Raw genomic sequence first — 21779 nt, forward strand, 5'->3', positions numbered from 1 at the left:
CGTTGGTGCGGATTGGAAGACGAGTTCGAATTGCGCGCAAGAGCTGCGATTCGCAGCCCACTGCAACAGCAGGTTTAGAGCAAGCCGAGGTTGCGCAGCTCTTGCAGCATTTCACTGGGCATTGGCGCGGAGTCGGTGTCGGCCATATCGGGCGGCGCGTCATTGCCCGCAAGATACCGCCAACCTTGAAACGGGCGGCGAGCCACGGGCTGTGTCGTGACGATCTTGGGCGCGAGCAGAATTTTGCAGAACGGCACGCCGTCATCGACGCCAGTCTCGAACCCCAGCACCGGTTGGCGGCAACGAATGAGTCCGTTCATCACCCAATAGATCGATCCGCCGGCAAGGATCTCTTCGTCCCGGCTCGGCTTGTGCCGCGTCTTGTGCCACGTCGCGTTCTTGCGGCCGAACTTGAAGGTGCGCCGCTTCTGAAATCCTGCAAGCTGCTTCGGTTCGCTGACGCCGACGCACAATTTGATCAAGTGCAGTTGCGTCACCAGGGCAGCTCCTGCCCGTCATACGCAACGAAGCGGCCGCTATTGGCGACCGTCGTCTCGTTGATGCGCTGGCGCAAACCGCGCACCGAGGTTTGCGGATCGAGCGGCGCGTCCTTGCCGCCCATTTCGGTGTGCACCCAGCCGGGATGCAGCAACACGACCGCGATGCCGCGATCGCCAAGCTCGTGCGCGAGACAGGTGCCCAGCATGTTCACCGCCGCCTTCGACGTGCGGTAGGCGTAGAACTTGCCGCTGCCGATATTGGTCATCGATCCCATGCCGCTGGTCATGATGGCGATCTTGGACCCGACGCCCAGGCACGGAAGCACCGTACGCGTGATGTCGAAGGGGCCAAGCAGATTGACGCGCAGCACGCGTTCGAATTCGTCGCGCGTGGTTTCGGTGAGCGACTTGCCCCATCCCTCCAACACGCCGGCATTGTGCAGCAGCACGTCGAGCTTGATGCCGTCGAGGCGTGCCGCCGCGGCTTTGATCGAGGCTGGATCGGCGACGTCGAGCGCGAACGGCTCGACCTTGAGCGCGCGCAGTTCGGTTGCGTTGTCGGGGTCGCGGCAGGCGGCAAGCACGCGCCAGCCATCGGCCGCATATTGGCGCGCATATTCCAGCCCGAGGCCGCGATTTGCGCCGGTGACGAGGATTGTTTTCATCTCTATTTTGCGGCCTGAAATCCAAATTTACCCATTTTCTGCAGCCAACTGATCCAAGGCGACAAAAATGCGTCGTTATCAGCCCAAGTTCGGCAGAGCCACCTTGAAGCACTTCCGGAACATTTTTTCCGCGCGCCAGAAGTCGCGCCCAAAGGCGGTCGGTCAAGAGCAACTCGTCGAAGTCGCGGGCTTTGTCGAGCCCTACATTTCCGAACTCCGATTCCAAAATGGAGCGCGGCTAACACTCACCGAAAACTCGATGGTGGTGTTTGTCGGACCTAACGGCTCTGGGAAAACAGGAGCGCTCCGACAAGTCTCCACCCTGCAAGAAGCTCCACAGCGACCCGGACCGATCTCGAGCTTAAGAGTGCACGGAGGCGGCAGCGCCAAAGCGATCAAAAATTGGATCGATGCTAACTGCGGTGTAACAGACGCGCGCTACAATAACGAAGTTTCTCGCGGCGGCGTCGCCGTTTCGTTTATTGGCTACTCCGATACGACCATTCAGTCGGTATCCGAGCTTTTTTGTACGTTTCTGAGCACTGAAGAGCGGCTCTCCTACATACAGCCACCAAAGATCATTGCCGCCGCAACAAAAGGCGCGACTCACGCGATCCAGCTTTTGTATCAAACGCCAGAGCTTGAAGATCGAATTAGCAGCGCATTTAGACGTGCATTCGGCCGAGACCTGATCGTCCATCGACATGCGGGAGACATTATTCCGCTTTACTGTGGAAATCGTTCACGTTTGCCCGCGGTCGACCAGCATCGCCGTGAATTCACTGCCGAGCTAGAAAAGCTTACTAAGCTTGAACATGAAGGCGATGGACTGAAAAGTTACGCCACCGCTCTGTTACAGCTGCTCGCTCTGCGGCAGATCGTATGCTGCATTGACGAACCAGAAGCATTTCTTCATCCGCCACAGGCCGAACAACTTGGTGAGATGGTCGCCTCGAATAGCGGAAGCGGGCAATTTTTCATTGCGACGCATAGTGCAAACTTTTTGAGAGGGCTGCTTAGCCGGCGAGAAGAAGACATTCACGTTGTACGGCTGGTACGCGACGACACTTCGACAGCGGCACACGTGCTTCCAAGTGATAAACTAAGGGCGATTATTCGCGATCCCTTTCTCCGCTATTCGAATGTTCTCGAAGGCATTTTCAATCAACGCGTCGTTTTATGTGAGGCGGAAAGCGATTGCACATTCTATCGCGCACAGTACCTGGCACTCGGCGGCTCCCACGAAACACTTTTTGTCCCATGCGGCGGAAAATCCAAGATTCCGGATGCCTTAAAATTTCTGTCGGCCCTGAGTGTTGATACCGAATGCGTGGTCGACTTTGATTTGTTGCGCGATCGAGGTGTTCTGCGGAAATTGTGCGATCACAAAGGAATCGCGTGGCAGAGTGTGTATCCAAGCCTAGACAAGCTCGCCGGATATATTGCGACAGAGAAAAGCAGTTTCGACAAACACCGCCTGGAGCTGGAGCTACGGTCTGCGCTCGACCTCAGCGTCGGCTCCGCGGTGGCAACTGAAACGTTAGAGCGCATTTCCGCGGCGACAAGAAAGGCGGACCCTTGGACGATGTTAAAGCGTAGCGGGATCGCAGCCGTACCGAGTGGAGAAATCTATGTCGCAACCGAAGCGCTGATTTCGCTGCTCGCGCAGCATGGCATCTACGTCGTTCCTGTCGGAGAACTTGAAGGCTTCTGCCGCTCGATTGGATTGCACGGCCCCGAATGGGTCGAGCGCGTGCTGGAGCTTGATCTCCTTCACGCACCCGAACTTGAAGAGGCTCGCCGATTTGTGCGCCGGCTGAGCTAATAATACGTCAGAGGCCGCCGAGGCGCCCCTCGTCGCGCACCTGCGCGTCGACGCAGGCGACGGCCGAGATATTGACGATGCCGCGCACCGTGACCGACGGCGTCAGGATATGCACCGGCCGTTGCGCACCCAGCAGCACCGGGCCGATCGACAGACCGTCCGACAAAACCTTCAACAGGTTGAACGAGATGTTGGCGGCATCAAGCGTCGGCATGACCAACAGGTTCGCGACACCCTTCAGCTTCGATTGCGGGAAGATCGACTCGCGGATCTCTTCCGACACGGCGGCGTCGCCGTGCATTTCGCCTTCGACCTCCAAATCGGGATCGCGCGCCAACACTTCGCCCAACGCGTCGCGCATCTTCTTGGCCGGCGGGTCGTCATGCGTGCCGAAATTGGAATGGCTCAGCATCGCGACTTTGGGTTCGAGCCCGAAGCGCCGCACCTGCTCGGCTGCGAGCAACGTCGCCTCGGCGATTTCGGCTGGGCTGGGATCGTAGCTGACATAGGTGTCGACGATGAAGAACGTGCCCTTGTCGATGATCAGCACGTTCATCGCCGCCGGCTTCTTCACGCCGCGCGCCAGCCCGATCACGTCGAGCACGTGTTTCAGATGCCGCTGATATTGGCCGATCGTGCCGCAGACCAGCGCGTCGGCTTCGCCTTTGCGCATCAGCATCGAACCGATCACGGTCGTGTTGGTGCGCATCAACTGGCGTGCATGCGCCGGCGTCACGCCGCGGCGCTGCATGAACTCGTGATAGCCGGTCCAATATTCGTGATAGCGCGGGTCGGATTCGGGATCGACCAGATCGAAATGATCGCCGCGGCGAATGCGCAGGCCGAGCTTTTCGATGCGACGATCGACAACTTCGGTACGACCGATCAGCAGCGGCCGTGCCAGATGTTCGTCGACCACCACCTGCACCGCGCGCAAGACGCGTTCTTCTTCGCCCTCGGCGTAGCAGACGCGTTTGGGATTGGCTTTGGCGCGCGAGAACATCGGGCGCATGACCAGGCCCGAGCGAAACACGAACTGTTCGAGCGTCTCGCGATATTCGTCGAAGTCAGTGATCGGCCGCGTCGCAACGCCCGAATCCATCGCCGCTTTGGCGACGGCGGGCGCTAGCTGCGTGATCAGGCGCGGGTCGAACGGTTTGGGAATCAGATAGTCGGGACCGAACGAAGCAGTCTCACCGCCATAGGCAGTCGCGACGACGTCGGACGCTTCCGACAAAGCGAGATCGGCCAGCGCATGCACGCAGGCGATCTTCATCGCTTCGTTGATCGTGGTCGCACCGACATCCAACGCGCCGCGGAACACGAATGGAAAGCAGAGGACGTTGTTGACCTGGTTCGGATAGTCCGACCGGCCCGTCGCCATGATCGCGTCGGGGCGAATTTCGCGCACCAGCTCGGGCATGATTTCGGGCGTCGGGTTGGCTAGCGCCAGAATCAGCGGCTGCTTGCCCATGTTCTTGATCATCTCGGGCTTGACCACGCCCGCTGCCGAAAGTCCCAAGAACATATCGGCGCCATCGATCACCTCGGCCAAGGTGCGTGCCGAGGTTTTCTTGGCGTAGCGATCCTTGCGCGGATCCATGTGCTCGTTGCGGCCTTCATAGACCACGCCGGCAATGTCGGTGACGGTGATGTTCTCGACCGGCACGCCCATATCGACCAGCAGATCCATGCACGCGATCGCCGCGGCACCGGCGCCGGATGAGACGAGCTTGAACTCGTTCAGCTTGCGGCCGGTGATGCGCAGCCAGTTGGTGACTGCAGCTGCGACGATGATTGCGGTGCCGTGCTGATCGTCGTGGAAGACAGGGATCTTCATCCGCGCGCGCAGCTTTGCTTCGACCACGAAGCATTCAGGCGCCTTGATGTCTTCGAGATTGATGCCGCCGAAGCTGGGCTCGAGCGCCGCAATCACTTCGACCAGCTTGTCGGGATCGTTCTCAGCGATCTCGATATCGATCGCATCGAGGCCCGAGAATTTTTTGAACAGAACCGCTTTGCCTTCCATCACGGGCTTGGCGGCGAGCGGGCCGATATTGCCGAGACCGAGGACCGCAGTTCCATTCGTGATAACCGCGACTAGATTGCCGCGCGCGGTCATTCGGCTGGCTTCGGCCGGATTGGCAACAATGGCTTCGCACGCGGCGGCGACGCCGGGCGAATAGGCCAAGGCCAAGTCGCGCTGAGTCATCAGCGGCTTGGTTGGAACGATCGCGATTTTCCCGTACGGGAGCTGCGTGTGATAGGCGAGGGCGCTGTCGAATAAACTATCGGACATGCGCCCGACATTAAGCGTGTACGGGTTCGCGATGAAAGAGAGAGCGCCGAGGTAAACGCTCTAAGAAACAACTGATGGTGCGGTCGAGAAGACTCGAACTTCCACGGGGGTTAGCCCACAGCGACCTCAACGCTGCGCGTCTACCAATTCCGCCACGACCGCACGAGGTGGCGGGGTATAGCGGATCGATCCCGCAGGCACAACCGGAGAACGGCGACTTGTTGGAATGGCGAATTACGCCCGGATTGACCGATTATGCGGCAGCGGTGGCGGTGATGGAGGCACGGGTCGAGGCGATCCGTCGCGGTGAGGCGTCCGAGCTGGTGTGGCTGGTCGAGCACCCGCCCCTCTACACGGCGGGCACCAGCTCGAAGGAAAGCGACCTGATTCAGCCGCGCTTTCCGGTCCATGCCACCGGCCGCGGCGGCCAATACACCTATCATGGGCCTGGCCAGCGGGTCGGCTACGTCATGGTCGATTTGAAGGCGCGCGACCGCGCCGATCTGCGCCGCTACGTCCACGATCTCGAAGAATGGGTGATCGGCGCGCTGGCGCGCTTCAACCTGACGGCCGTCCGGCGCGAAGGCCGCGTCGGGTTGTGGGTCGAGTTGGACAAGCATGGCGGCCTGCCCGGCACCGAGGCCAAAATCGGCGCCATCGGCGTCCGCGTCCGGCGCTGGGTCGCCTATCACGGCGTCGCCATCAATCTCGATCCCGACCTGTCGCATTTCACCGGCATCGTGCCCTGCGGCATTCGGGACCACGGCGTCACCTCGCTGGTGGCGCTGGGCTATCCGGTGACGATGGCCGATCTCGACGTGGCACTGCGCCAGTCCTGGGAAGAGGTCTTCGGCGACCGGGAATTTGCCTAGCGGCAGTATTCTTCCGTTTTATTCACCGCTCCAAAAAATATTTCGCCCGTGCAGATTGGCGAAAATCCCCCTATCACGCCCTCCGATCAGCAGTATACTTCCGATCAAGTTTTGCGGGAGAAGGCGATGGCAGAGTCGGATCCGGTGTTGAGCAAGGCCAAGGCGTGGCGCGTGGCCTATGGCGAACATGTGCGCTGGGTACGGGAACAGGCGCGGCTCGAAACCGAGCTGGTGCAGCGCGTCGGGTTTCCGGGGATCGACGTCAAAGTGCCGGGCAAACCGACGCCCGCTTTCGTGCAGGACGCCGCGACGTTGCAGCTTCTGTTGGGCAAAGGTGCGGCGGCGAAGAAAGCCGAAGGCGATCTGCGCGCAGCCTTGAAGGCCTGGAAAGCAGAAGCAGCGCGGTCGGGTTATAGCGACGCCAAGCAGCGCGAGAAGGAAACCGGCCTCGTGGCTGAACGGTTGGCGCATGAAGCGCTGACCACCAAAGCGCGCACCATCGAAGGCGCGATCGCAAAGCTCGACATTGTTCTCGAAGTCGAAGCGCCGGGTCCGGACGTCACCGAAGCACCGTGGCCGGCGCTGCGCCTGATCACCGCGGATCTACGCCGTCTGGTGAAGAGCAAATAGCCGGCGCTTACAGAACCAGCTTCATGCCTTCGTGCGACGCGACGAAGCCGAGCCGCTCGTAAAAGCGGATCGCTTTGTCGCGACGCTTGTCGCTGGTCAGCTGCAGCAGTACCGCACCGCGCGCTTTGGCGCGCGCGATCGCGTAGTGCACCAGCTGCTCGCCGACTTTCTGGCCGCGCATCGTACCCGCAACGCGCACCGCTTCGAGCAGCGCGCGCGTCGAACCGCGACGCGACAAATTGTGCAAGATCGTGATCTGGCAACAGCCGACGACGACGCCGTCTTTGGTGGCGACGATCAATTCGTGCATCGGGTTGGATTCGATCGCCTCGAACGCGGTGCGATAGGGCGCAAGATCGGACGGATCTTCGCGCTTGGCGCCCAGCTCGTCATCGACCAGCAGCGCAACGATGGCGACGATGTCGTCACGGGTTGCGGGGCGGAATTGCAGTTCGCTCATTGGCGTTCGCTTTAATCTGCGGCGGCGGCAAGCAGCTGATCGCGCGACCAGGCGCAGATCAATTGCATCAATCGATCAAGATCGGCGCTGAGACGCGCATAGCCGTTGCTGCGTTCAAGGGTGCGTTCGTCCATGTAAAGCCGCCGATTGATTTCGAGCTGCAAGGCATGAAACCCGTAGCGCGGGCGGCCCCAGCGGCTCACCAGCTCGACGCCTTTGTACGGATCATTGACCCGCACGCTGTAGCCCATGTCGGTCAGCGCGACGCGCAGCAGATCGCGAAACGCCGGATCGCAACTGGTGCCGTCGCGATCGCCGAGAACGAAATCGGGTCGCTCCCACGTCGCACCGGCCGGCCCTGCCGACGGCATCGAATGACAATCGACAAACCAGACCGCACCGAAGCTGCGCGCACGCGCTTCGATTACGCGACCCAGCGCGTCGTGATAGGGCCGCCAATAGTTGCTGAGACGGCGCTCGACCTCGACCGCGCCGAGCCGGCGCTTGTAGAGCGGCTGGCCGGGTTTCGCGACGCGGCGGATCAATCCCATGCCCACGCGTGATTTTTCGGTCGGCTTCAACCGGCCGGTAAAAGCCGGCTCGACCAGCAACGGATCGAGATCGTCTTCGGCGCGATTGGCATCGACGTAGGAGCGTGGGAAACAGGCCGCCAGCAATGCCGCGCCGTGCGCCGGCGCCGTGCCGAACAGCGCGTCAACATGCGCATCTTCAGCCGAGCGCAGCGTTTCGATCGGAACGTCGGGGAGAAAATCCGCGGGATAGTCGTTGCCGCTATGCGGGCTGTCGAACACGACCGGCGCTGGGTCGTTGTCCGTATCGGTCAGCACCAGCACGCCAGGCAGGACGAAACGCATGACCCTGGGGATAGAAGAACTCCGTAGCTTTGCCTAGGTTGCGTCCCGCCGCAGCCTCCAGAAAGGAAACTGATGACCGCTACGCCCGAAGACACGTTGTATCTCGATCTCGAGAGTGGCCGTGTCACCATCGCACTGCGCCCCGACCTGGCGCCGAACCATGTCGCGCGGATCAAGGAACTCACCCGCGAAGGTTTTTACGACGGCGTCGTGTTCCACCGCGTCATTGAAGGCTTTATGGCGCAGACCGGCGATCCGACCGGCAGCGGCATGGGCGGCTCGGGCAAGAAGCTGAAAGCCGAATTCAACGCGGCCCCGCACAAGCGTGGCACTTGTTCGATGGCGCGCGCCGCCAGCCCAGATTCGGCCGACAGCCAGTTCTTCATCTGCTTCAAGGATGCCCGCTTCCTCGACCGGCAATACACGGTCTGGGGCGAAGTGACCGAGGGCATGGAATTGGTCGACCAGATCAAGCGCGGCGAGCCGGTCGAAGACCCGGACAAGATCGTGCGGATGCAGGTCGCAGCCGACGTCTCCGGCGAATAATCTTTCCGAGATCAGCTCGGCAAAACCGATCTAATCTTGGAAACTGCCGGGCGTGGACGACGACTGCCCGGCAATCCGCTATTGCAACGAGCCTGCCCGCGCCCTGCCCCTTCTGGTGCAGGCCGTGGTGCAGGCCGCGGTTCAAATCGAAACCTTGCAAGGCGCCCACAGCAGCGCCGACCGGCTCGACTGGTCGCCGTTGCTGCAACTCTGCGAGCGCGCGCTGCGCGAAGCAGGTCATCTCGGTTATCAGGGACACGCGACGTTGCGCGGTGCGGGTGCTGCACCCGTGCCGTCGAAAGATCCCGGCATCCGCGGCTTTGAATGGGTCGCGCGACCGAGCGCATTGCCCGGCCATGCAATCCGCATCGGCAGCGTGCGCTTGGGCGGCGTGCCCTACGCCGTCACCTGTCTCGCCGACACTGGCCGCGAGATCGCACTCGCCGATCGCAATGTCGATCCCGGCCCGTCGATCGACGCCGAAGCCATGCGGCCAGGCGTGAACCGCATCAAGTTCGATGAAGAGAAACTGATCGCGATCGTTGCGCCGGTGGACTAGTTGCGCCCACCGCGCCGTGCGAGTGCAACTGCAAGCATTGCACCGGAACGTCGCGCCGCATCGACGCCGTCGCCGACGCACCAATCGCCCGCCAGCGCCAGATGTTGCTGCGGATCGAGCACGTAATCTTCACCGAGCGGCGTCGCGACGCGGGCGAAGCGCCAGCGATGCGCGGTCATGTAGCGTGCGCGTGGCAGCGCCAAACCGAATCCCATTGCTTCGCCGAAACGCTGCAAAAGTGCAGCAGCCATACGGCCAGCGGGCTGTTCGAATTGGGCGCGGCTGAAGTCCGGCGTGGCGTAAATCGTCCAGGCTTCGGGTCGCGTCACGCGGCCCGGCTTGGCGGTTTCGCGCACCGCCCGCGCCAGGATTGGATCGTTGAAGCTGATCGTGTCGAATTCGACCGGCAGTTTTTCGCCGAACGCAGCCATCAAGGTCCAACACGGATTCATCCGCACCGACGCGATGCGTGCCGACAACATCGGCGCGAGCAATTTCACTTGCGGCGCCGGCATGGTCAGCGCGACCCAGTCGAACGGGCCGATGATCTGCCCGCTCATTTCACCGAGATGCCAACGTCCCTGCAGACGCGTCATGCCGGTGACTTGGCAACCGCAGCGAACCGCAACATCGCGCGCCAATTCGCGCGCAACCGAATTCATGTCGGGCATACCGACGCGCACCGGTTTGACCGATCCGCTTTTGTCGACGAGATGCCAGCTTTGGCCGAGCGTCGAATCCGCGGCAAGGAACGGCGCGCCATAGTCGAAGCGCAGACTGTCGACGCGATGCGTCGCCAACCGGCCGCCAGGCCGCTCGTCCTTGTCGAACAATTCGACGTCGAACCCGGCACGGGCCAGCGCACCGCCGCAGGTTAATCCGGCGACGCCAGCGCCGATAACGGCCACGCGAGTCGGACCGTCGACGCTCTGGTTCTTGTTCATCACCGTGCGACCGGGCGTATGATCTCAACCTCCATGCGAAGCTTCACAGAACGCCAGTTGGACCAATACCGATCCTTCCACCGGGATCATCGCAACCGGCTGACCCATATTTTTGGGATTCCGGCGATCGTGGTCGCGATTGATGTCGGAACCGCCGCGGTGCGCCTGCCCGGCGGACTGACTCTGGCCGAGCTGCTGGTCGCCGCGACCTTGCTGCTGTGGCTTTGGATGGACGTGCAGTTGGGCGTCGCGCTGGCCGTACCATTGGTGTTGGTGACCTGGGGCGCGCATCTGCTGGCTGCAAACGCGCCCGACCGCGTATTGCCCGTGTTTCTTGTGTTGTTTGTCGCTGGCTGGGCGCTGCAATTTTACGGACACAGCGCCTTCGAAGGAAAACGGCCCGCGTTCCTGTCGAATTTGTTTCAGACCCTGGTCGCGCCGCTTTTCCTGATGGATGAAGCGTTTCGCGCGATCGGCCTGCGCCACTAATTTTTCAGTGCAGAAACGGCGTTGCGCCGTGATCCTCGTCATCGACGAGGAAACTTGCCGTTTGCATCCAGAGCAACGCGGCGTCGTCTTCGCCCATCTCGTGCGCTTCCATGGCGAACCGAACCGCAGCGCGGGCGGCATGCGGCCCGAAAATCGCGCGCAACGCCTGTGCGCGCGCCTCGGACGTGCCGAGAGGTGCCAAAGCTGCGTTCGATGTTGCGAAATCGGTGCGCGACGACATGCCAAAAGCCTAGAGCCACAAGGGTTAGCGAAACGCTACCAGATCACGCCCTGGCGTTCACGGCATCTTCAAGCGGTATCAACCGCCTAGTCAGACAATGCGCCTATCTAGTCGCGCATGAGCACCGCAACCAACAACATCGCCCGACCGCGCTACGAGCGTTGGACGATCATCATCGGCCTCGTCGGCCTTGCCGCCGCGTTCGCGCCGACGACGGTGTTTTTGTTGTTCGCGTTGCTGCCGACGATCGCAACCGCGACGCTGGAACAGAATCCGCGCCGCAGCGTCACGATCGCGGTCGGCGCGATCAACATTGCGGGCGCGGTGCCCGGCCTGCTGCATCTTTGGCAGAAGGGCGCGTCGATGGACGGCGCAATTCAGCTACTGAATGATCCGCGCAGCTGGGGCTGGGCCTATATGGGCGCCATCGTCGGCGGATTGATCGCCGCGATCTTGCCGCGCCTCGTCGCCGGCATCATGACCAACAAAGTGCAGCGGCAGTTGCACGAGTTGGAGCAGCGCCAGAAGCAGCTCGCAGCCCAGTGGGGCCTCTGATCACGAAAATCACCGGCTGGTGAAAGCCGGTATCGCGGTTCATCTGACCCGTGCTTGAATGCCGCCCCACCGCGCGAGGGCGTCATGCAGCTGATCCGAATCCTGGTTGTTTCGGCGCTTTGCCTGGGCGCGATCGCGCAACAAGCAGCGGCGAAAACCATGCAGCAAGCAACCGGCACGTTCGAAGTCAAAGTCGCCCCGTTGACGGCGGAAGACACGCAGGACGGCATCACGCTCGGCCGCTATTCGATCGACAAGCAATTCAGCGGCGATCTTGTCGCGTCGTCGAAAGGCGAAATGCTGGCAGTCGGCACAACGGTGAAAGGATCAGCCGGATATGGCGCCGCTGAACGCGTCACCGGCGCGCTGAAAGGCAAAAAGGGAAGTTTCGGTCTCGTGCATCGCGGCCTCATGGGCGGCGGCAAGCAAGAGATGCAGGTCGTGATCGTGCCCGATTCCGGCAGCGACGAGCTGAAAGGCATCGAGGGCACGTTGACGATCAAAATCGCCGACGGAAAACATCACTACGCGCTCGACTACACGTTGCCGTGAGCGGCGGGTGCAGGGCTGCACCCGCCTGCCCATGCGCGGTTAGCGCGTTGGCGTCATACCCATCGACCACATTACGCCGAACGGATCGCGCAGCTGGCCGTAGCGGTCGCCCCAGAACATGTCCTGGACCGGCAGCACGATCTCACCGCCCGCATCGATCGCGTGCTGGAAACGCTTGTCGATGTCGTCGACCTGCAGATGCAGCGTGTAGCCCTGATGTGGCTTCACCGGATGGCCGTGCTCGGGAAATCCATCGCTGAGCATCAGTGACGCGCCGTTGATCTCGAGATGGATGTGCATCGTCCGGCCTTTTTCGTCGGGCGGAATTTGCAGCAGAATTTTGCCGCCAAAGGCGCGCTCGTAAAACGCGGCGGCCTTGGCGGCATTGCTGACGCAGAGATAGGCGGTGATGCCGCTGCGGACTTTCGGCATCGGCTGCTGGCCCGTAGCGGGGGGCTGCTCGCAGGCGGCCGTGGCGGAATTTGCGCTCATCGGTTGGTCTCCTTGGGGGATGTCGTTACCTCCGAGACGAGCGGGCTGACCGCAGATCGACAGAGACCGCGAAAAAATTTCAGGCCTCGGCGGCGGTCTTCATCGCGGCAAGGCCGGCCGCACGCTGCACGACGAACCGGTCGGGCTTGCGCGATGCGAGCAGCAGAATGGCCGCTCGAGCGCGCAGGTCCTGAACTAGAATCCGCGGTCGTCGCCTGCCAGTTTGCCGCTACGCGCCGGCCGGGCCAGATCCGTCCAGGAACAGCGCGATGGGACGAATTTCATACGAGCCGCCCGGATTCACCGCGCCCAGATCGCGCGCAATCTGCAGCGCTTCTTCCATTGTCGCGACGTCGACGACGTAGAATCCCAACAGCTGTTCTTTGGTCTCGGCGAACGGGCCGTCGAGTACCAGTGGCGGATTGCGATCTTTGCGTAGCGTCGTCGCGGATTTGGTCGGCATCAAGCGCGCGACCGGACCCAGCTTGCCTTCCTTGGCCAGCTTCTCCTGCACGGCGATGAGCTTGCCCATCACCATCGCGTCTTCTTCCTGGGTCCAGGCGCCGACGACGGCTTCTTGGTGATAACAAAGAATGGCGTAGTGCATATGGCCGCGTTTCCAGATGGAGGGGTGGCCCGCCACCCAAAGCCCGCAGGAGCGAAGGGTGGTGCCGGGTGCAGGATTTGAACCCGCGACCTTCGGTTTACAAAACCGCTGCACTACCACTGTGCTAACCCGGCCCGGGCGCGGGTTTAGCAGAAGATTTTGGCCAAGGGCACCCGGCACCTTCGTGGCCATCCCGGGTTTCCGTTGCATGGGAAAAGCCGACGACGTCGCCACCTTGCCCGCGCTGCCCGACGCGGAAGTCCAGCGCCTGGCTGCGAAATTCGAGGTCAGCCCCGACGAAGTGCGGCTGGCCGCGAAACGAGCCGGCTCGACCGAAGGCGCGATCGAAGCCGAGCTGCGCCGCCAGGCAACCAGCTAGTGCTTTAGCCCGTCGTCGCCGAAGCCCTGTTCGCGCAGACGTCGCTCAATCCGCTCGACGACGACCGAGGCTGCGCTCGACGAATTCACCGGCGAATTACGGTCGTACAAAATCTCCAGCGTGGCACGGTCGAGCGACGTCATTTTCGCGTAGGGCGGCGCGTCGAGCTCAACCGGTAAAGTCACGTTCGCCAAGGACGGCCGTATCACGTTGCTGCGCCCGCCGGTTAGGCACGTGTAAATCATCATGGCCATGTGCAAGCCCGGCCGCTTGGTCAGCGTCTCGGGATGCATGCCGTGATAGCAGTGCGCGATCACGTACCGATTGGCGAGCGTGCTGTATTCGAGACGCTTGACGGCGAACCCGTTCTTCCACTCCGCCGCCATCCGTTCGCGCTCTTCGGTGCTGAGCGCCTGACCGACCAGCGAGCCGTATCGCTGCCCCTGAATCGCATCGCCGACATTCGGCGTCACCAGCACGGTGAAGTTTGCTTCGCGCGCGTCTTCAAACGGCACGCGTTGGACCTGCAGGCCGGCGCGGGCGGCGAAGGATTCGATCAGGTCGTCGAACAACGCGTCGCCGTCCGGCGAAAGACCCGCCGTGATGTACTTGATCTTGCTGCGCCAGATCGGAATGCCGTCGCTGCTGCGCGACGACAAGGGCGACCCAAATTGCGTGCGCAGATGCCGGCACAAGAGATTTTCCGGCGCACAACTGTCGAGCAGGTCGGAGCGAATTTTTGGAATCGTCTGCGCGTACGCCGGGGCGCAAGCGGCGAGAGACACGATCAGCGCGGCTGCCAGCGAGCGAATCGACATGAATCCGGTTCTACGCGATTCTGCCGAAGCCCGTCAGCCCGTCGCCTTTCCCAACGTGTCCGCCATCACCGCGCCGCGCATGCCCATCGGCAGCGGCAGGCCGGTCGTCGAATCGACCGCGGTCTGATGTTCGAGTTCAGCGTTGAGTTCGGCGCCCAGCAGCACGATCAAGGTCGACAGGTAGAACCACATCAACAGCACGACCACCGCGCCCAAACTGCCATAGGTTTTGTCGTAGCTGGCGAAGTTCGAGACGTAGATCGAGAAGCCGATCGACACGATCATCCAGGCGAAGGTCGCGATCACCGCGCCCCAACTGACCCAGCGCCAGCGGGCGCGCGCACGCGACGGCGCGAACCGGTACATCGACGACAGCGCCACCATCAGCAGCAGCGCCAGCAGCGGCCAGCGCCCCAGACCAACCAAGGTGCGCATCGGTTCGGGTAGCCACCACATCAAATTGAGCGCGATCGGAATCGCAGCCACCAACACCAATGCCGTGATCATGAACAGCACGGCGCCGATCGTCATCGCCAGCGCGGTCAAGGTGCGTCCGACAAAGCCGCGACGTTCGTGCTCGTCATACGCGACGTTCATCGCGGTCATCATCGCCGAAGCAGCGGCCTTCGCGCTCCACAACGCAAGGCCGAGGCTGAACAGGAACGAGAAGCCCAAGGTCGCATTTGAATTGGCCGCTACGCTTTGCAGCATATCGGACAGAAGCTTCACGATTTCCGGTGCGAGAAAGATCGAGATGCTTTGGATGAAGCGCGCCACATCGCCAGGATCGGCAACCAACCCGTACAACGAAACCAGCGCGCCCAGGCCTGGCACCATGCCCAGCAAGCAATAGAACGCGACGCCTGCTGCGATCAGCGAAAGATTATCGCGATTCATCTCGTGCCACGTCCGCACCAGCGCGTCGCGCCAGCCATATTTGCCGAGCGTTGCGGGACTGTCGGCAAAACGGCCGCGGCCATCGTCGCGACTGCCGCCGCTGGTCACGGCGGGATCCTGCGTGTGACCGGGCCCGGCGCGATTCTTTACGGCCGGCTGCACGTCGTACCGGTCGCTGGCAGCGAGGCGCGCGGCAATGGCAAGCGCGCCGAACGCCAGCAGGGCTGGAAGAAACCTGCCACCGCCGAACTGCCCGCGCCCGCTTGCCATCACGCCCCCGCTTGCCAGTTCCGACAACACGGCGGCGGACGGACCTGTTCCTAGCTAGGCGGCGGGGCGGCGACCAAGTACGACGCAGGGATGCAGGATCGCATCCCGGACTCCGCCAGCCTGCCCGAACTGACCTTGCGGGGTCTGGTGCTGGGCGCGCTCATCACGATCGTCTTCACCGCCGCCAATCTCTATCTCGCCCTCAAGGTCGGGATCGGGATCGCAACCTCGATCCCCGCCGCGGTGATTTCGATGGGCGTGCTGCGCTTCACCAGAAACGCAAACATGCTCGAGAACAACATCGTGCAAACGGTGGCATCGTCGGCCGGCACCTTGACCGCGGTCGTGTTGAGTTTGCCGGGGCTGGTGCTGATCGGTGCATGGAGCGGCTTTCCGTTCTGGTACACGGCCGGCATCTGCGCCATCGGCGGCATTCTGGGCGTCACCTACACAGTGCCGTTGCGCCGCGCGCTGGTGGTCGAAACCGCGCTGCCGTTTCCCGAAGGCGTCGCAGCCGCAGAAATTCTGCGCGTCGGCGCAGCCGGCAACAAAGATGCGGGCCTGCGCGACGTCGTACTCGGCGCGGTCGCAGCAGCGGGATTTGCGCTTGCCGGCGCGATCAAACTGTTCGCCGAAAGCTTTACCGGTTGGATCCGCATCGGCGGCGCCACGACCGGCGTCAGCGCGTCGTTTTCCTTTGCGCTGATCGGCGCCGGTTGGCTGGTCGGCATCACGGTCGGGCTGGCATCGCTGCTTGGTTTTGTCATCGCCTGGGGCGTTGCGGTTCCGTATCTCACCTTGACCGTGCCGCACGCACCCGAGGTCAGCGACGTCGCGCACGCGGTGACGATGTGGCGAACCCAAGTGCGCTTTCTCGGCGTCGGCTGCATCGCGGTTGCAGCGGTGTGGACGTTGCTGCAATTGCTGCGACCGATGTTGCGCGGCATCCAGGCGTCGATGCGCGCCTTGCGCCAACAGCGCGCCGGCGGCAGCGCCTTGCCGCGCACCGAACGCGACATGCCGTTCAATCGCATCGTGCAGATCAGCCTCGCGATGATCGTGCCGCTGACCGCGCTGCTGTCGATCTTCGCCACGTCGCAAGCAGGATTCGGCGACACGCCGCCGTTGGTGCTGATCGCGGCCGCGGTCGTGTTCGTGATGCTGTTTGGATTTCTGGTCGCCGCCGCATGCGGCTACATGGCGGGGCTGATCGGCGCGTCGAACAGTCCGATTTCGGGCATCGGCATTGTCGCAACCATTCTGGTCGCGGTGCCGTTGGCGGCGTTGCTGGGCGACGTCGATGGCGGGCTGCGCGATGCGGTCGTGGCGCTGATCATTTTCACCGTCTCGGTGATCGTCGCGGTCGCGACGATTTCGAACGACAATCTGCAGGATCTGAAAACCGGCCAGCTGGTCGGTGCAACGCCGTGGAAACAGCAAGTCGCACTGATCGTCGGCGTGCTGGTCGGCGCCTGCGTGATTCCGCCGATGATGGATCTGCTGTACCAGGCCTACGGTTTCGCAAGCTCGTTGCCGCGCGCCGGCATGGATCCGCGCCAGGCGCTGGCCGCGCCGCAAGCAACGCTGATTGCGACCTTGACCAAAGGCATTGTGGCCGCGTCGATCGACTGGACGCAGATTCTGCTCGGCGCTGCGATCGGCGTCGCGTTGATCGTGGTCGACGTCGTGCTGCAACGCACGACGCGCAACGCGCGCCTGCCGGTGCTTGCGGTCGGGCTTGGCATCTATCTGCCCGCCGGCACGTCGATCGCGATCGTGCTGGGTGCGGTGCTGGCGTGGCTGCTGAATCGCGCGCTGAAGAATCGGGCCGATCGCGAAGCCAGCTTGCGACGCGGCGTGTTGTTGGCCTCGGGCCTGATCGTCGGCGAAAGCCTGTTCGGCGTCGCGCTGGCGACGATCATTCTCGCCACCGGCGCGCAGGAGCCATTGGCGCTGCTAGGCCCCAGCTTCGAGCCCACGGCCGATTGGCTGGGCGGCCTCGCCTTCCTTGCCATCGCGCTGTTCCTCTATCGGCGGGGCCACAAACCAAGCGGGCACGAAACTTTGTAAGCAGCGGCGAAGCCGGCACGTGCTGAATCGAATTCGGCACGGGCAAGCCGGTCACGGAATTGTTGGCGGGGTCCGTTTCGTCCTCTAGGACGGGATCCATGCAGGACAAGATCCCCGACCACGTGTCGCTTCCCGAACTGACGTTGCGCGGCCTTGTGCTGGGCGCCGTCATCACCGTCGTGTTCACCGCGGCGAACGTCTATCTCGGCCTCAAGGTCGGACTGACATTCGCCTCGTCGATCCCGGCAGCCGTGATCTCGATGGCCGTGTTGCGCTTCGCCAAAGGCGCCAACATCCTCGAGAACAACATCGTGCAGACGGTCGCCTCGTCGGCCGGCACGTTGAGTTCGATCATCTTCGTCTTACCCGGCTTGGTGATGATCGGCGTGTGGGCCGGCTTCCCCTTCTGGTACGCGGCGGGGATCTGCGCCGTCGGCGGCATTTTGGGCGTCACCTACACAGTGCCGTTGCGGCGCGCGATGGTGGTCGAAACCGACCTGCCCTATCCCGAAGGCGTCGCCGCCGCAGAAATTCTGCGCGTCGGTTCGTCGTCGCGCGGCGACAGCAGCATTCCGCATGACAAGAACGAGCCTGGCCTGCCCGAAGTGGTCGCCGGCACCGTTCTGTCGGGCGTGTTCGCGCTGGTCTCGACCGGCTTCAAGATTTTCGCCGACGCGGTGCAGACCTTCTTCCGCATCGGCCCCGCAACATCGAGCATCGGCACCAGCCTGTCGCTGGCGCTGGTCGGCGCCGGCTGGCTGGTCGGCATCACCGTCGGCTTTGCGATGCTGGTCGGCATCCTCATCGCGTGGGGCGTTGCGGTTCCCTATTTGACCGCGACCGTGCCGGCGCCGAGCGGCGTCGATTACGTCGCGCACGCCAATGTGATGTGGCGCACGCAAGTGCGCTTCCTGGGCGCGGGCCTGATCGCAGTCGCTGCGGTCTGGACCCTGATCGTGCTGATGAAGCCGATGGCGAAGGGCGTGCGTTCGGCGCTCGACGCGCTGGCGAAACAGAAATCGGGACATGGCGACGCGATCCCGCGCACCGAACGCGACATGCCGTTCGACCGCGTGATGCAGCTGTCGCTGGCGATGGCGGTGCCGCTCGCCATTCTCGTCTACAGCTTCGCGAGCGGCCTGCCCGGGTTTGCCGGCAGCCCGCCGCTGATCCTGATCGCGGCCTGTATCGTCTTCGCCTTTGTGTTCGGCTTCATCGTCGCTGCCGCGTGCGGCTACATGGCCGGCCTGATCGGCAGCTCGAACAGTCCGATCTCGGGCATCGGCATCGTCGCGACAGTGCTGGTCGCAGTGCCGTTGGCCTGGCTGCTGGGCAAAGACGCAGGCCCGATCCGTGATGCCGGCGTCGCACTGGCGCTATTCACTGTGTCGGTTGTCGTCGCAGTCGCGACGATTTCGAACGACAACTTGCAAGATCTCAAAACCGGGCAGCTGGTCGGCGCAACGCCGTGGAAACAGCAGGTCGCGTTGATCGTCGGCGTCGTCGTCGGCGCCATCGTGATCCCGCCGATTTTGGAGCTGCTCTACAACGCCTACGGCTTCACCGGCGCAACGCCGCGTCCCGACATGGATCCGAAACAGATCCTGGGCGCGCCGCAGGCAACGCTGATCTCGACCTTGGCCAAAGGCATCATCGCGGGCAGCGTCGATTGGACGATGATCATCATCGGCGTCTTCGTCGGCGCCGCGTTGATCGTGGTCGACGAAATCCTGAAGCGCACGACGAACAAGCGTTTGCAGCTGCCGGTGCTGGCGGTTGGTCTCGGCATCTATCTCCCGGCCGGCACGATTGCGCCGATCGTGATCGGTGCGGTGTTGGCCTGGGCGATCGAACGTGCGGTGAAGAACAGCCCCAACCGCGAACGCATCCTGCGCCGCGGCACGTTGCTGGCGTCGGGTCTGATCGTCGGCGAAAGCCTGTGGGGCGTGATCCTCGCCGCGTTGATCGTCGGCAGCGGCAGCCAGGAACCGGTCGCATTGGTCGGGGAAAGCTTCGAGCACATCGCCGAATGGATCGGTGGCGTCGCGTTCGCACTGTCGATCCTCTGGCTCTATCGGCGCGGCACCAAAGCCTGACCGTCGGCGCAGAAATCAACCAAGGGCGCGGCCGCAAGGTCGCGCCCTTTTTCTTTTCCAGCGTCGCGCACGTCGGAGCTGGAACGACCAAAGGTTGCAGTTACGCAGTTCCGCCCACGACGGCCGCATCGCCGTCGTAAAAATATTTATCGGAGACGATTGCGCGGTCGCGCCCGTTTTGTTTGCGACGATGCCGCGCGCATTGTCGCGCATCTGCGTCGCTATCGCAGAATACACCACATCAATCGAAACGCCTGTTTTCACGCGAATTTGGCGCGTTCTTCACACGCCGCTCGAATCCTGGCGCAGCGCGGCCGCGCGATTAAGGTTCGATTCAATCATCAACGCCGAATTGTCCGGACAGATCGTGACCGAAGAAGGGCATTCCGAGATGATTCGCGCCTACGCAAATCTGCGCCTTGCGACCAAGCTCGCCATTCCACTGCTGCTTCTGGCGCTGGTCACCATCTTCATCGTCGGCGATGCCCGCAGCGGCATGCAGACGCTCGGAACAACGCTGCACGAAATCGTCGACGCGCGCGCACCGCGCCGCGCCTTGTCGCTGACCATCTATGCGTCGATCAACGGCGCCACGGTTTCGGAAAAGAACCTGATCCTTGCCACCGAGAAATCGGACAAGGACATGTATGAAAAGCAATTCCGCGACCGCATCACCGAAGCGCGCACGGCACTCGACAGGCTGAATGCATTGGCTGACACGCAAAGCCGCCGCGACACCAACAAGCATATCGGCGAGTTGATCAACGCCTATGAAAAGGTCTGCGAAGGATCGATCGCCGCCGTGCGAAAAGGCGATTTCGAAGCTGCACGCGCCATTTCGCTGGGCGAAGGCCGCAAGGCGCGCTCGCCGCTGACGCAGCTGCTGGAAGAGCGCATCGCCGCCAACGGCAAAGAAATGGAAGAGTCGAAAGTGTCGGCGCTGGCGACCCAATCCGCCACCGAACGCAATCTGTTGCTGGTCGCCGTGGTCGGTTTGTTGGCGGGTTTTGGCGCGATTGGCGGCGTTGTGATCTTCCTCGTCGTGCGTCCGCTGACCAACATGACCAGCACGATGCAAACCTTGGCCAGCGGCAAGCTGGAGGTCGACGTCGTCGGCGCCGATCGCAAAGACGAAGTCGGCGCGCTGGCGCGGTCGCTGCAGGTGTTCAAGGACAATGCCCTCGAAGCGCGCCGTCTGACGGCCGAGCAAGAGGCGCTGAAAGCAAAAGCAGCCGCCGACCAGAAAGCTGCGCTGAATCAGATGGCCGACAGTTTCGAAGCGAGCGTCGGCGGCATCGTGTCGATGGTCGCCTCGGCGGCCACCGAAATGCAAAGCGCGGCGCAATCTTTGGCGACCACTGCGGATTCGGCGAGCCAGCAGGCCGCGGCCGTGTCGGCGGCAACAACCCAGACGACCGCGAACGTGCAAACGGTTGCGACCGCAGCCGAAGAATTGTCGTCGACCACCAGCGAAATCGCGCGCCAGGTGTCGCATTCCAACTCGATCGCCAATCAGGCCGTCGACGAAGCCCAAGCGACCAACCTCACGGTCGAAGGGCTCGCGACAGCGGCGCAGAAGATCGGCGAAGTGGTCGGGTTGATTCAAGACATCGCTTCGCAAACCAATTTGCTGGCGCTGAACGCAACGATCGAAGCCGCACGCGCGGGTGATGCGGGCAAAGGTTTTGCCGTCGTTGCCAGCGAAGTGAAGGCGCTGGCGGGGCAGACTGCGAAAGCAACCGAGGAGATCGGCGCGCAAATCGCCGCGATCCAGGGCGCCACCGACAATGCAGTCGGCGCGATCAAACGGATCGGCGGCACGATCGGCCAATTGAGCGAGATCTCGTCGGCGATCGCGGCGGCGGTGGAAGAGCAAAGTGCGGCGACGCGCGAGATTGCGTCGAACGTACAGCAAGCCGCGCGCGGCACCGACGAAGTCGCGACCAACATCGACGGCGTCACCCAGTCGTCGGGCGAAGTCGGCGCAGCGGCAAGCCAGGTGCTGGGCTCGGCCGGTGAATTGTCGCAACAATCGGAGCGGTTGAAGGTCGAAGTCGACCAGTTCTTGCGCACGGTGCGCGAGGCGGCTTAACCAAGACCAGCTCATCGTCTCCTGGTGACGCAATCCGTTACCAGGA

23 protein-coding genes and 2 tRNA genes are annotated in these 21779 nt (G+C 62.7%); 12 read left to right on the plus strand and 13 right to left on the minus strand.

From position 1 onward, the window contains the following. Positions 1-74: 74 nt before the first annotated feature. Together TMPK1_RS13575 and TMPK1_RS13580 are read right to left on the minus strand one after the other, a co-directional pair. On the minus strand, positions 75-497 hold the full coding sequence (locus tag TMPK1_RS13575; protein ID WP_420243556.1) for a DUF1489 family protein: 423 nt from the start codon (positions 495-497) through the stop codon (positions 75-77). Beyond that, positions 494-1165 (minus strand): SDR family oxidoreductase, encoded by a 672-nt coding sequence (locus TMPK1_RS13580; RefSeq protein WP_420243557.1) that lies wholly within the window; start codon positions 1163-1165, stop codon positions 494-496. The genes TMPK1_RS13575 and TMPK1_RS13580 overlap by 4 nt, the downstream gene beginning before the upstream one ends. Before the next feature lie 67 nt (positions 1166-1232). Here TMPK1_RS13580 and TMPK1_RS13585 point away from each other — a divergent pair, with 67 nt between their 5' ends. Further along, entirely contained in the window at positions 1233-2990 is a 1758-nt protein-coding gene (locus tag TMPK1_RS13585; protein WP_420243558.1) for an ATP-dependent nuclease, read from the plus strand. A 7-nt stretch (positions 2991-2997) separates the two neighbouring features. On the opposite strand, the gene TMPK1_RS13590 is transcribed toward TMPK1_RS13585, so the two are convergent. After that, the gene (locus tag TMPK1_RS13590) at positions 2998-5289 is read right to left on the minus strand and encodes an NADP-dependent malic enzyme (protein WP_420243559.1); all 2292 of its coding nucleotides are present in this window, start codon (positions 5287-5289) and stop codon (positions 2998-3000) included. A 75-nt stretch (positions 5290-5364) separates the two neighbouring features. After that, positions 5365-5451, minus strand: a tRNA-Leu gene (locus tag TMPK1_RS13595). Positions 5452-5456: 5 nt separating this feature from the next. On the opposite strand from TMPK1_RS13595, the gene lipB reads away from it, so the two are divergent. After that, positions 5457-6161: a lipoyl(octanoyl) transferase LipB gene (lipB, locus tag TMPK1_RS13600; RefSeq protein WP_420243560.1), complete on the plus strand. Its 705-nt coding sequence runs from the start codon at positions 5457-5459 to the stop codon at positions 6159-6161. Positions 6162-6287: 126 nt separating this feature from the next. Continuing rightward, positions 6288-6791, plus strand: coding sequence for a hypothetical protein (locus TMPK1_RS13605; protein WP_420243561.1), 504 nt, complete (start codon positions 6288-6290; stop codon positions 6789-6791). Positions 6792-6798: 7 nt separating this feature from the next. On the opposite strand, the gene TMPK1_RS13610 is transcribed toward TMPK1_RS13605, so the two are convergent. Continuing rightward, the gene (locus TMPK1_RS13610) at positions 6799-7251 is read right to left on the minus strand and encodes a GNAT family N-acetyltransferase (RefSeq protein WP_420243562.1); all 453 of its coding nucleotides are present in this window, start codon (positions 7249-7251) and stop codon (positions 6799-6801) included. 11 nt (positions 7252-7262) lie between these two features. Further along, positions 7263-8126, minus strand: a complete 864-nt coding sequence (locus tag TMPK1_RS13615) for an N-formylglutamate amidohydrolase (protein WP_420243563.1) — start codon at positions 8124-8126, stop codon at positions 7263-7265. Between the two features lie 72 nt (positions 8127-8198). Here TMPK1_RS13615 and TMPK1_RS13620 point away from each other — a divergent pair, with 72 nt between their 5' ends. Both TMPK1_RS13620 and TMPK1_RS13625 read left to right on the plus strand, forming a co-directional pair. Continuing rightward, positions 8199-8672, plus strand: coding sequence for a peptidylprolyl isomerase (locus tag TMPK1_RS13620; RefSeq protein ID WP_420243564.1), 474 nt, complete (start codon positions 8199-8201; stop codon positions 8670-8672). Positions 8673-8724: 52 nt separating this feature from the next. Further along, a complete protein-coding gene (locus TMPK1_RS13625) occupies positions 8725-9231 on the plus strand; it encodes a hypothetical protein (protein ID WP_420243565.1) in 507 nt (168 codons plus the stop codon). On the opposite strand, the gene TMPK1_RS13630 is transcribed toward TMPK1_RS13625, so the two are convergent. Beyond that, a complete protein-coding gene (locus tag TMPK1_RS13630; RefSeq protein WP_420243566.1) occupies positions 9228-10175 on the minus strand; it encodes an NAD(P)/FAD-dependent oxidoreductase in 948 nt (315 codons plus the stop codon). The two genes, TMPK1_RS13625 and TMPK1_RS13630, sit on opposite strands and share 4 nt — an antisense overlap. A 33-nt stretch (positions 10176-10208) precedes the next feature. Here TMPK1_RS13630 and TMPK1_RS13635 point away from each other — a divergent pair, with 33 nt between their 5' ends. Further along, positions 10209-10664, plus strand: coding sequence for an Mpo1 family 2-hydroxy fatty acid dioxygenase (locus TMPK1_RS13635; RefSeq protein WP_420243567.1), 456 nt, complete (start codon positions 10209-10211; stop codon positions 10662-10664). A gap of 4 nt (positions 10665-10668) precedes the next feature. Here the strand turns inward: TMPK1_RS13635 and TMPK1_RS13640 are convergent, their stop codons facing one another. Next, a complete protein-coding gene (locus TMPK1_RS13640) occupies positions 10669-10905 on the minus strand; it encodes a hypothetical protein (protein WP_420243568.1) in 237 nt (78 codons plus the stop codon). A gap of 117 nt (positions 10906-11022) precedes the next feature. Between TMPK1_RS13640 and TMPK1_RS13645 the strand changes: the two genes are divergently transcribed. After that, entirely contained in the window at positions 11023-11460 is a 438-nt protein-coding gene (locus tag TMPK1_RS13645) for a hypothetical protein (protein ID WP_420243569.1), read from the plus strand. 84 nt (positions 11461-11544) lie between these two features. Next, positions 11545-12012: a DUF3224 domain-containing protein gene (locus TMPK1_RS13650; protein ID WP_420243570.1), complete on the plus strand. Its 468-nt coding sequence runs from the start codon at positions 11545-11547 to the stop codon at positions 12010-12012. A gap of 39 nt (positions 12013-12051) precedes the next feature. On the opposite strand, the gene TMPK1_RS13655 is transcribed toward TMPK1_RS13650, so the two are convergent. The 3 genes from TMPK1_RS13655 to TMPK1_RS13665 all read right to left on the minus strand — a co-directional run bounded on the left by TMPK1_RS13655 (position 12052) and on the right by TMPK1_RS13665 (position 13245). Then, complete coding sequence (locus TMPK1_RS13655; protein ID WP_420243571.1) at positions 12052-12504, minus strand: VOC family protein; 453 nt, start codon at positions 12502-12504, stop codon at positions 12052-12054. A gap of 229 nt (positions 12505-12733) precedes the next feature. Further along, the gene (locus tag TMPK1_RS13660) at positions 12734-13111 is read right to left on the minus strand and encodes a YciI family protein (RefSeq protein WP_420243572.1); all 378 of its coding nucleotides are present in this window, start codon (positions 13109-13111) and stop codon (positions 12734-12736) included. A 59-nt stretch (positions 13112-13170) separates the two neighbouring features. Continuing rightward, positions 13171-13245 (minus strand) — tRNA-Thr (locus TMPK1_RS13665). A gap of 74 nt (positions 13246-13319) precedes the next feature. On the opposite strand from TMPK1_RS13665, the gene TMPK1_RS13670 reads away from it, so the two are divergent. Continuing rightward, complete coding sequence (locus tag TMPK1_RS13670) at positions 13320-13490, plus strand: hypothetical protein (protein WP_420243573.1); 171 nt, start codon at positions 13320-13322, stop codon at positions 13488-13490. Here TMPK1_RS13670 and TMPK1_RS13675 read toward each other — a convergent pair. After that, positions 13487-14308: a hypothetical protein gene (locus TMPK1_RS13675; protein WP_420243574.1), complete on the minus strand. Its 822-nt coding sequence runs from the start codon at positions 14306-14308 to the stop codon at positions 13487-13489. The genes TMPK1_RS13670 and TMPK1_RS13675 overlap by 4 nt on opposite strands. Before the next feature lie 33 nt (positions 14309-14341). Further along, positions 14342-15475, minus strand: coding sequence for a YihY/virulence factor BrkB family protein (locus tag TMPK1_RS13680; protein ID WP_420243575.1), 1134 nt, complete (start codon positions 15473-15475; stop codon positions 14342-14344). Positions 15476-15565: 90 nt separating this feature from the next. Between TMPK1_RS13680 and TMPK1_RS13685 the strand changes: the two genes are divergently transcribed. The 3 genes from TMPK1_RS13685 (at position 15566) to TMPK1_RS13695 (ending at position 21733) form a co-directional block, all read left to right on the plus strand. After that, positions 15566-17545, plus strand: a complete 1980-nt coding sequence (locus tag TMPK1_RS13685; RefSeq protein WP_420243576.1) for an OPT family oligopeptide transporter — start codon at positions 15566-15568, stop codon at positions 17543-17545. 98 nt (positions 17546-17643) lie between these two features. After that, complete coding sequence (locus tag TMPK1_RS13690) at positions 17644-19641, plus strand: OPT family oligopeptide transporter (RefSeq protein WP_420243577.1); 1998 nt, start codon at positions 17644-17646, stop codon at positions 19639-19641. Positions 19642-20032: 391 nt separating this feature from the next. After that, positions 20033-21733 (plus strand): methyl-accepting chemotaxis protein, encoded by a 1701-nt coding sequence (locus TMPK1_RS13695; protein ID WP_420243578.1) that lies wholly within the window; start codon positions 20033-20035, stop codon positions 21731-21733. Positions 21734-21779: the final 46 nt, after the last annotated feature.

The sequence above is a fragment of the Roseiterribacter gracilis genome (genome assembly GCA_018332375.1).
GTDB classification, from domain to species: Bacteria; Pseudomonadota; Alphaproteobacteria; order BOG-932; family Roseiterribacteraceae; genus Roseiterribacter; species Roseiterribacter gracilis.